The 9,046-nt window shown below is 73.5% G+C and carries 12 protein-coding genes; 5 read left to right on the top strand and 7 right to left on the bottom strand.

Annotated features, from left to right (window positions below; all coding sequences use genetic code 11):
- Window positions 1–526 precede the first annotated feature (526 nt).
- Window positions 527–916: a hypothetical protein gene (locus I5Q34_RS28145; protein ID WP_199895262.1), complete on the top strand. Its 390-nt coding sequence runs from the start codon at window positions 527–529 to the stop codon at window positions 914–916.
- Here the strand turns inward: I5Q34_RS28145 and I5Q34_RS28150 are convergent.
- Window positions 903–1,301: a hypothetical protein gene (locus I5Q34_RS28150; RefSeq protein WP_199895263.1), complete on the bottom strand. Its 399-nt coding sequence runs from the start codon at window positions 1,299–1,301 to the stop codon at window positions 903–905. The genes I5Q34_RS28145 and I5Q34_RS28150 overlap by 14 nt on opposite strands.
- 136 nt (window positions 1,302–1,437) lie before the next feature.
- Between I5Q34_RS28150 and I5Q34_RS28155 the strand changes: the two genes are divergently transcribed.
- From I5Q34_RS28155 to I5Q34_RS28165, 3 genes are all read left to right on the top strand, one after another.
- Window positions 1,438–2,097 (top strand): polysaccharide deacetylase family protein, encoded by a 660-nt coding sequence (locus I5Q34_RS28155; RefSeq protein WP_199895264.1) that lies wholly within the window; start codon window positions 1,438–1,440, stop codon window positions 2,095–2,097.
- Between the two features lie 172 nt (window positions 2,098–2,269).
- Entirely contained in the window at window positions 2,270–2,659 is a 390-nt protein-coding gene (locus I5Q34_RS28160; RefSeq protein WP_199895265.1) for a tautomerase family protein, read from the top strand.
- A 111-nt stretch (window positions 2,660–2,770) separates the two neighbouring features.
- Window positions 2,771–3,931: a PP2C family protein-serine/threonine phosphatase gene (locus I5Q34_RS28165; RefSeq protein ID WP_199895266.1), complete on the top strand. Its 1,161-nt coding sequence runs from the start codon at window positions 2,771–2,773 to the stop codon at window positions 3,929–3,931.
- Here the strand turns inward: I5Q34_RS28165 and I5Q34_RS28170 are convergent.
- The 6 genes from I5Q34_RS28170 to I5Q34_RS28195 form a co-directional block, all read right to left on the bottom strand.
- Entirely contained in the window at window positions 3,840–5,048 is a 1,209-nt protein-coding gene (locus I5Q34_RS28170; protein WP_199895267.1) for an NAD(P)/FAD-dependent oxidoreductase, read from the bottom strand. The genes I5Q34_RS28165 and I5Q34_RS28170 overlap by 92 nt on opposite strands.
- On the bottom strand, window positions 5,045–5,608 hold the full coding sequence (locus I5Q34_RS28175; protein WP_199895268.1) for a hypothetical protein: 564 nt from the start codon (window positions 5,606–5,608) through the stop codon (window positions 5,045–5,047). The genes I5Q34_RS28170 and I5Q34_RS28175 overlap by 4 nt, the downstream gene beginning before the upstream one ends.
- Window positions 5,609–5,678: 70 nt before the next feature.
- A complete protein-coding gene (locus tag I5Q34_RS28180) occupies window positions 5,679–6,152 on the bottom strand; it encodes a hypothetical protein (protein ID WP_199895269.1) in 474 nt (157 codons plus the stop codon).
- A gap of 273 nt (window positions 6,153–6,425) precedes the next feature.
- Window positions 6,426–6,980 (bottom strand): NUDIX hydrolase, encoded by a 555-nt coding sequence (locus tag I5Q34_RS28185; RefSeq protein ID WP_374193067.1) that lies wholly within the window; start codon window positions 6,978–6,980, stop codon window positions 6,426–6,428.
- Between the two features lie 74 nt (window positions 6,981–7,054).
- Complete coding sequence (locus tag I5Q34_RS28190; protein WP_307811747.1) at window positions 7,055–7,963, bottom strand: alpha/beta hydrolase; 909 nt, start codon at window positions 7,961–7,963, stop codon at window positions 7,055–7,057.
- A gap of 182 nt (window positions 7,964–8,145) precedes the next feature.
- Window positions 8,146–8,391, bottom strand: coding sequence for an acyl carrier protein (locus I5Q34_RS28195; protein WP_199895275.1), 246 nt, complete (start codon window positions 8,389–8,391; stop codon window positions 8,146–8,148).
- Between the two features lie 426 nt (window positions 8,392–8,817).
- Here I5Q34_RS28195 and I5Q34_RS28200 point away from each other — a divergent pair.
- On the top strand, window positions 8,818–9,046 hold a 229-nt coding region (locus tag I5Q34_RS28200), incomplete at its 3' end, for a hypothetical protein (RefSeq protein ID WP_199895271.1).

Genomic DNA, 9,046 nt, shown 5'->3' on the forward strand with positions numbered 1-9,046 from the left:
GGGGGCGGCGCGGCGGGGGTGATTCCGCCCACCCCGGTTTTGGGGGCCCCACTACGCCCTCCCCCCCCCCCGCCCACCCCTGCCGGGGCGGCGGCGCCCCCCGCGGGGCCCCCCCCGCCCCGGCGCCCCCACCGCCCGGGCCCCCCGGGGGGGCGCGCCCGGGCGCCCACGGCAGCACCGCGCTTCGGGACGCCCTGTGCGGCGCGGGTCGTTCGAGGTTTCCCGGGTAGGCAGGGGACCGCGAGGGTGCGCTGGTGAGATGGCACAACCCCGGGGCTGAGGAGGGTGCATGGCCGATCGGCGAGGAGCCGGTGTCGCGTTGCGAGTGATGGTGCTGACGACAGCATGTCTGGCGTGGTCCCCGGCCGCCCGGGCTCACGACGCGCATCCGTCCCCTGCTCGAATCGAGTCCGTCGCCTGCGTGGGAACGTACCGCACGACGTGGACTCCGGGGCTCTCCTTCACCACCCGGCCGACGAGAGTCTCGACGGCCGAGCGATACACCTGCGCGGACAGCTCCGGAAAGGTGAGCGAGGCCGCCGGCAGCTTCGAAGGCACCCTTCCCGCGTCTTGCCTGGGGCTGAACACTTCGCCGTTCCGCGAGGTCGTGCGCTACGCGGACGGACGGGAATCCGTGATCGAGTACACCTCCAACATCAGGGCCCGCGTCGGCGCCGCCAGCCTCATCAAGCTGGAAGGAGCGGTGATCAAGGGGCACGCCAAGGGCCAACACGCCTTTCGTACCGCACAGCTGCTGCACACCGACCTGCCGACGGCGTGCCTCTCTCCCGACGGCCTCCGGCAGGGCACCGGACTGGCCGAGCTCTACATCGGCCCACCGAATCGCGGTGCGGCCGACGGCGCAGGAGATCTGAGCACGGGACCCGAGGCGCGGGAGCCTCTCACTCCTCCTTGATGTCGGAGATGAGCCGCGTGCTCAAGTCGCTCTGCACCGCCAGCCGCGTGCGCCCCGCGTCCGGCCCCGTGCCCCAGGTCAGCGTCACCGTGGTGAACAGGTGCCCCGCGCCCGCGTCGTGGTGGCCGACCGCCCAGTGGGCCGGTACGTCCCGGGCCCGCAGGATGCCGTCGGCCTGGTGGGCCTCCTCCCAGGCGGCCAGGCGGCGTCGGAGGTCGCGGGTGAGGTAGTGGGCGCGCAGTTCCCTCGCGAGGCCGTCCCCGCCGTCGAAAACGGCGTCGATGTACGCGCCGTAGAAATCGGCCACCCGGTCCACCGCGGAGTCCGGGCTCCCCTCACGGACCGGGTTCTCCGATGCCGCGCCTGCCCGCTCGTCGTCCGGCATGAAGTCCCCCCTGATATCCGGAAGTTCCCGCCATCAGTTGGATTCTGCCCGGAAAGGGTGACATGAGTCGTGTGAGGCGCCGCATTCCGCTGCCGAGCCATTGGCAGCGTTCAGGTGCGGACCAACTCTGTCGGGCATGCCGAAGCAGCGCAGACCCATCCTCCTCGCGCTCGCCGCCCTCCTCGTCCCCGCCCCCGCGCACGCCGGCGAACAACGCCTGCCGCCCGTCGTCCCGCGCATCGAGACCGACGACCCCGTCGTCTTCGTCACCATCGACGACGGCTGGCACCGCGACCCGGACGCCGCCCGGATCCTCCTCGATCGCCGGGTGCCCGCAACTCTCTTCCTGCTCCCCGACGCCGTCGCCCAGGACACCGGATACTTCCGCGCCCTGGTCACCCGCGGCCGGGCCGCCGTCCCGGGCAACCACACCCTCAGTCACCCCGACCTGACCACCCTCGACGGCGCCGGGCAGCGCAAGGAGATCTGCGGGGCGCGTGACCGGCTGACCGCCCTCTTCGGACGCCCGCCCGGCCTCCTGCGCCCTCCCTACGGCGCCTACGACGACGCGACCCGGGCCTCGGTGCGCCGGTGCGGTGTGCGCCAACTGGTCACCTGGACACACGACTTCACCACCTGGGGCGACGCACCCCCGCCGGTGCCGCAACTGCGCCCTGGGGACATCGTCCTGCTCCACTTCACCCCCACCCTCGCCGGAGACCTCACCCGCGCCCTGGACGCCGCCCGCGCCGCCGGCCTCACCCCGGCCCCACTGGGCCGATATCTGCGCCGGTGAGCCGGAGGGCGCCGTTCCGGCTGCCCCGAGGAACACCGACCGGGCGGGCGACCTGGACGCCCTGCTGGACGCGGAGTTCCGCGGTCGGCGCTGCAACTGAGCCAGTTGCCGCATCAGGAGTGTACCTACTAGTCTGTACATTCCTGATCTTGGTCGAGAGGAGCCCCTTCCCATGCCCTTCGTCCGCATCGACGCGCTGACGACCGACCCCGCCCGGCTCGACGCGCTGGGCCGTGCCGTGCACGACGCCCTCGCCGAGACGATCGGCATCCCGCCCGACGACTGCTTCCAGGTCCTCACCGGCCACGACGGCCTCAGCAGCACGCTGCGCTACGGCGGATACCTCGGCGAGCGCCGCGACGACGGCATCGTCTACATCGCGATCACGATGCGGGCCGGACGCACACCCGGGCAGAAACAGGCCCTGTACCGGCGGATCGCCGAACTCGCCCACGCGTACGGGGGAGCCGAGCCGCACAACGTCTTCGTCACCATGACCGAGAACGCGTCGGCCGACTGGTCGTTCGGCGACGGGGTGGCGCAGTATGTGGCCGCTCCGTAGACGGAGGGGCATCCCCGGCCCAGCCACGCCGTGAGCCGAAGGTGCCCTCCGGCGTCCGGTCCCGCGATGAGAATCGGGACGCCGGAGCCGCCCCCTTCAGTCGGAGACACCATGTCTGACGTCACCCCGCGCATGCAGGCACCACCGCCACCGGACCTGGCCGACCGCGTGGCCCTGCTCGCCATACTGGGGCTGACGGCCCTCATCCTCGGCGCCGCGCTGCTGGCCGGCAGCGCCGTGCGGCTGGCCGCGACGGTCAGTGTCGTCTGCGCACTGGCCGCCGGGCTCTGCTCCCTGCGGGTGGTGTGGCTGGCCGCCGCGTGGGCCGTGCTGGTGCGGCCGCTGTCCTTCCTCATCGAGCCGCCCACCTCCACAGCCGACGCGGTGATCGGCGTCGTCGTCACCACGGCCCTGGCCCTGCTGTCCGTGGCCGGGGCCCATCTGCGCGTCCGCCACCAGAGCCTGGCCCTGCGCGCCCGCTCCGCCGCGGTCGCGCTCCAGCGGCAGATTCTCCAGCCGCTGCCGCTGCTCCTGCGGCACGTGGAGGTGCACGGGCTGTACCTGCCGGTGGAGGAGGACACCCTGGTCGGCGGCGATCTCTACGAGGCGGTGGACTCGCCCCACGGCACCCGCGTCCTGATCGGCGACGTCCAGGGCAAGGGGCTGGAGGCCATCGGCACCGGCTTCGCGGTCCTGAGCGCCTTCCGCGAGGCGTCCTGGCACCGTGCCGGCCTCGCCGACGTCGCGGACGCCCTCGACATCGCCGTACAACGGCACAACGCGACCGCCGCCCAGGCCGGCCGCCCCGAACGCTTCACCACTGCACTGCTGTTGTCCTTCGACGGCTCGTCCACCGTGCGGGCCGTCGCCTGCGGTCACGAACCGCCCCTGCGGATCGGCCCGGAGCGCACCGGCCCGGTCGCCCTGGACCGGACCGGTGTCCCGCTCGGGCTCGCCGAGCTCACCGGCGAGCCGCGCCACGCCGAGCGGTTCGAACTCGGGCAGGAGGACGTGCTGTTGATGACCACCGACGGCGTCACCGAGGCGCGGGACGGGAACGGAGGGTTCTACCCCCTGGAGCAACGTCTCCACGGCTGGCGGGGGTTGACGCCCGCCGAGGTCGTCGAAGCCCTCGACGCGGACTTGCGCGCCTACACCGCAGGAGCGGCGGCGGACGACATCACCGCGCTGGCCGTCCACCGCGGGCCGCCTTCAACGGCACGGACGGGTCGCCCGCGAGCCGGGGATCGAGCCGCGCCCCCGACTCGATGAGCTTGCGACCCTGTGCCAGGTCGCGCGGCCGGTCCACCGCGAGCACCGCCACGGGCACATCACCGCGCAGCCACAGCAGCGACCACTCGGGATCCGTGGGCTCCCCGCGCGTGACGACGGTGTCCGCCGCCGCGTGGTGGCCCGCGTACTGGACGTAGCGGCCGAACTGTTCGGACCAGAAGTACGGGACCGGGTCGTACGGCCGCCCCGTCGTACCGGTGATGCCGCAGGCGACGACGTGCGGGGCCTGCAGGGCGTTGTCCCAGTGGTGGACGAGCAGGCGGGTGCCGTAGCGGGCGGAGGGGAAGGAGGCGCAGTCCCCGGCCGCGTACACGTCCGGCAGCGAGGTGCGCAGCCGGTCGTCGGCGATGACGGAACCGTCCGCGCCCAGCGCGACACCGGAACCCGCGAGCCACGCGGTGGCGGGCCGCGCGCCGACGCCGACGACGACCGCGCCGGCCGCGAGGCGCCGGCCGTCGGCCAGCACGACCGCGCCGGGCTCCCGTCCGGCGACCCGGGCGTCCAGCAGGAGTTCGGCGCCGGCGCGGGCGTACCAGTCGGCCATCGGCGCCGTCGCCCCGGCGGGCAGGGCGCCGGCGAGAGGGCGGCCGGCGGCCTCCACCACGGTGACCGCGCACCCCGCCGCGCAGGCGGCCGTCGCGAACTCCGCACCGATCCAGCCCGCGCCGACGACCACGACGTCGCGGCGCTCGTCCAGCACGGGACGCAGCCGCCGGGCGTCGTCGAGGGTCCGCAGCGTGTGCACGTCCTCGTCGGTGCCGAGGAGGGGGACGGGCCCGGCGCCGGTCGCCACGACCAACGTGCCGTACGGGACGGGGCCGTCCGAGGTGTCCACCTCGCGGTCGTGGGCGCGCAGCCCGGTGACCTCGACGCCCGGCCGCAGTTCGACCCCGAGCCCCTCGAAATCGATGTCGTAGACCGGGTCGTCCTCCTTGCCCAGCAGCAGGTTCTTCGACAACGCCGGCCTGTCGTACGGACGGTGGGGCTCGGCCCCGATCAGGACGACGGGCCCGTCGAAACCCTGCTCGCGCAGGGCGACGGCGGTCTGCGCCCCGGCGACACCGGCCCCCGCGATGACGACGCCCGCGGTGCTCATCGGGCCTCCGGGAGGACGGCGAGGGCGTCCGCGGGAACCTCGTCGGCGGTGGCCGCCCGCCGTACCGTGACGACGTTGCCCAGGGCTTCGGAGAGCCGCGCGGCCGCGCGGTCGGCCCGCTCCCACCAGTCACCGGGCGCTCCGGGCGGCGGGACGAGCACCAGCTCCAGCACCTCCGCGGCATGCGTGGCGGTGCCGTCGGCCACGGGACCGGCGAGGGCGAGGACGGCGGGCGCGGGGGACAGGTCCGTCCGCATCCGCTCGCGGGCCTCCTCCACCACACGCCACCTCAGGTCGGCCAGCCCGTCGAGCGCCTTCCACACGATGTGGCCCGCGACCGGACGCACCGCTTCGCCCCGCGCGCGGGGTGCGAGCATGCCGAGGAGGCCGAGGCGGAAGAGCGTGGTCTCCAACTGCGTCGCGGCGACGGAGGCTTCGCGGGCCAGGTGGTCGAGCGGCAGCGGAGCCCCCGCGTGCCGGGCGTGGTGCGCGGTCAGCGCGGTGACGATGCGGCCCGAGGCCCCGGGGAAGAGCGCCGGGATGGGCGTGCCGAAGTTCATGCCGCCACGCTAGGCCGGAATCAATCCCTCCGGATCGTGCTCCGGCCCGGGACGGCCTCGGCGGAAAGCACTAGGACCACAGCAGCGCCGCGTGCTGGTCCCGCCACTGGGCGAGGACCTCGTCCCGCATGTCGGGGCGGGCGGCGAACCACATGGGACGGGTCACCGGCAGGCCCTCGTGCCCGTCGCGGTCCACCGAGGTCACCGTGCACTCGAACCGCGCCGACGGGCTCCCGGGAGCGTCCGGCAACCGGACGGGCGCGAGGCGGACGTGGAACACGTCGGGAGGCGCGGCCAGGACCAGCAGCGCGGGCCGTCCGTCGTCGAGGTTCGCGGTCGTCCGGCTCCCGGGCCAGACCCCCGCGCGCAGGTGCCGGTCGTCACGCGGGTACAGATCGCCCACGCTCAGCATGCAGGGACGGGGACAGCCGTCCGGGTCGACCGTGACGAGCAGGAAGCACTGCCCCTCGGGCCGCTCGCGCCCGGCCGGGGCGAAGAGATCCATGACCTGCGGAGGAAGCCGGTCCCCCAGGCGTACGGACATCACGGACTCCCTTCCGTCGCGGCCCCCGCCACCGTTCACGGGCGGATCGCCGGCCGCGAGTGTACCCGCGCGTGCCTGCGTCCCCGGAGGCCCGTCCACCCCAATCAACCCGTCGGCGGGGGCAGCACCTCGGTGCGGCAGAAGGCGAAGAAGCCCCGCTCTCCGGCCCGACTGTTCCGGCCCGATCCTGCTCACGTGCACGCGGCCGACGTCGGCGTCCGCGTACGCCCGCGGCGCCTGCGCATGCGAAATGGGCCGGGGCGGGCAGCGGCGTCAGACCGCGCGTCGGAGCAGGCCGGCCGCCACCAGGCCCGCCAGGCCCAGGCCCGCGTCGGTCAGTTGGCCGCCGAGGAGGTGGGCCACGTACTCGGGGAGCGGCAGGGCGACGGGTTCGAGGAACTCCTCCGGGTCCGGCTTCGGGTTGCCGACCCTGCGGCAGCCGCGCGCCAGGACCGCGTAGCGCATGTGGGTGGCGTACGAGGCCAGGTAGGTGCACATGGCGATCTCCAGGGAGCCGGCCTCGTAGCCGGTCTCTTCCAGAAGCTCGCGGGCCGCCGCGTGCTCGACCGTCTCGCCCTCGGCCACCTGGCCGCCCGGCAGTTCCGCCAGGACTCTGCCGGGGCCCGGGCGGAACTGGCGGACGAGCACGCCCTGTTCGTCGTCGGTCAGCGCGACGACGGCGACCGTCGGCACCCCGTCGAGGACGTCCCAGTCCGACTCCCTGCCGTCGGGCTGGAGGTATGTGCGGCAGCCCGCCGTCAAATAGCCCGCCAGTCCGGGCCGTTGCGAGGTCAGAGTCCATTCCAGCGGGTCGCGCACCTGTGTCACGCGCGGCATCCTACGCACCATGGAGGGTGCGCCGCGCGCCCGGCGTCAACCCTGTGTGGACCGGGTGCCGCTGGTCAGGCGGTGGACGAGGCCTTCTCGGCGCGACGGACGAGGGCGACGATCGGCGGGATGATCTGCGGCCACGCCCCGCGGGGGAAGTTGTGGCCCATGCCCTCGACGGTGATCAGTTCCGCGCCGGGGATGGCGGCCGCGGTGGCCCGTCCTCCGCTGATGTCGCACATGACGTCGGCGGCCCCGTGGATGACGAGCGCGGGGACGTCGAGCGTCCGCAGCCGTGCCGTGCGGTCGCCGGAGGCCACGGTGGCGACGGCCTGGCGCCGCAGGCCCAGGGGGTCGAGGCCCCGGTCGTGGGCGAGCCCGGCCCGCTCGGCCGCCGCGGCCTCGTCGTACGGGAAACCCGGGGAACCGATCACCCGGAAGGCCCGGACGTACCAGCCGATGTAGCCCTGACGGTCCTCCGGCGGTGCCCCCAGCCCGGTCAGCACCGCGAAGTCGGGCTGTCCGACGCCGAGATCGCCGGTGTTGGACATCATCGACGTCAGCGACCGGATCCGCTCCGGGCACTCGATCGCGACCGTCTGGGCGATCATGCCGCCCAGGGAAGCGCCGACGAAGTGGGCGCCGTCCAGCCCCAGGACGTCCAGCAGGCCGACCGCGTCGGCGGCCATGTCCGACAGCGTGTAGGAGGCCGACGAGAGGTCACCGGCCAGCGCCGCCTGGAGATCGGGAACGGGCGCGTCGTGGAAATGCGTCGAACGGCCGCTGTCGCGATTGTCGAAGCGGATCACCTGCAGGCCGTGGCCGACGAGTTCCGCGCAGAACTCCTCGGGCCAGTTGATCATTTGCCCGCCGCCGCCCATCACCAGCATCACCGGCGGTGCCCCGGGGTCACCGAACCGCTCGTAGGCCACTTCGATGCCCGACGGACCGACGTTCAGGGCCTTCTCTTCGCTCACCGTCACACCATCTCCCCAGCTGGTACGGAGGCATGAAAGGTATCCGAATCCGGCGCCGCCGGAAAAGTAAACGGGCGAATTTTTCGGGAAATTGGCGATGTGAATGGAAGGCGATATTCTGGAGGTGGGGAAGGGTCGGGAAATGCGCTTTGTGGGGCGGAGGCTGGTGGCGCGGGCCCCCGGAGTCCTCAGCGCACGCCCAGGAGTGACAGAACGCGGCCGGCGAGGTCGTCGATGCTGTCGGCGTTGATGACTTCCACGGTGGGGATCTCGCAGCCCAGTTCGCTCCGGAGGGCCACGACGAGTTCGGTGACCATGGGCGAGTCCGGACCGAGCGTGTCCAGGGCCTGCGTCCGGTCGATGCGTTCCGGTGCCCGATGGGTGATGCGGGCGACGAACGCGACCAGCAGGCCGGCGAGTCCGGCCCTGCCGATGTCGCGTCCGGCGCCGGCCCGGTGGCCGGGTCGTCCGGCGCCGTGGCTGTGGCCGACCCCTCGGGCTCATCGACGGACTGGGCCTCGAACGCCCCGTCCTGGCCGGTTACGACATCGGCAGCCGTGTCGCCCGGACGATTGCCCGCGACCATCCGGAGCGCGTGGGCGCGCTGGTGGTCTCACCACCGCTGCCCGGCACCGGGGACCGCGTCCTCGCTCCCTCCGCGCAACGGGAGTGCTGGTACCGGCCGTTCCGCCGGATCCCCCTCGCCGAGCGCCTGCTCGACGGAACCCCACGGCGGTGCGCGCCTGTCCGCGCCACTTCTCGTCCCACTGGTCCGCCCCGGCCTCCACTCTCGCCGAGGCCGGCCTCGATCACCTCGTCTCCGTCCACAGCGCGCCCGGTGCCTTCACCGCCTCGACCGTGTGGTACCGCGCCGGTGTCGACGCGGTACACACGCGGTCGAGGCGTCCCTCGACGAGAAGCCGCCTGCCCGCGAGGCCCGGATCACCGCCCCGACGACCGTCCTGGGGCCGGAGCACGGCCCGCTGTTCCCCAGGGCGTGGCCGGACCGGCTCGACGACTTCTTCCACGACGACTTCTTCCACGACGTGTTCTTCCACGACGTGTTCTTCCACGACGTGTTCTTCCACG

The sequence above is a fragment of the Streptomyces sp. AV19 genome (assembly GCF_015999245.1).
In the GTDB taxonomy this organism is placed as follows: Bacteria; Actinomycetota; Actinomycetes; order Streptomycetales; family Streptomycetaceae; genus Streptomyces.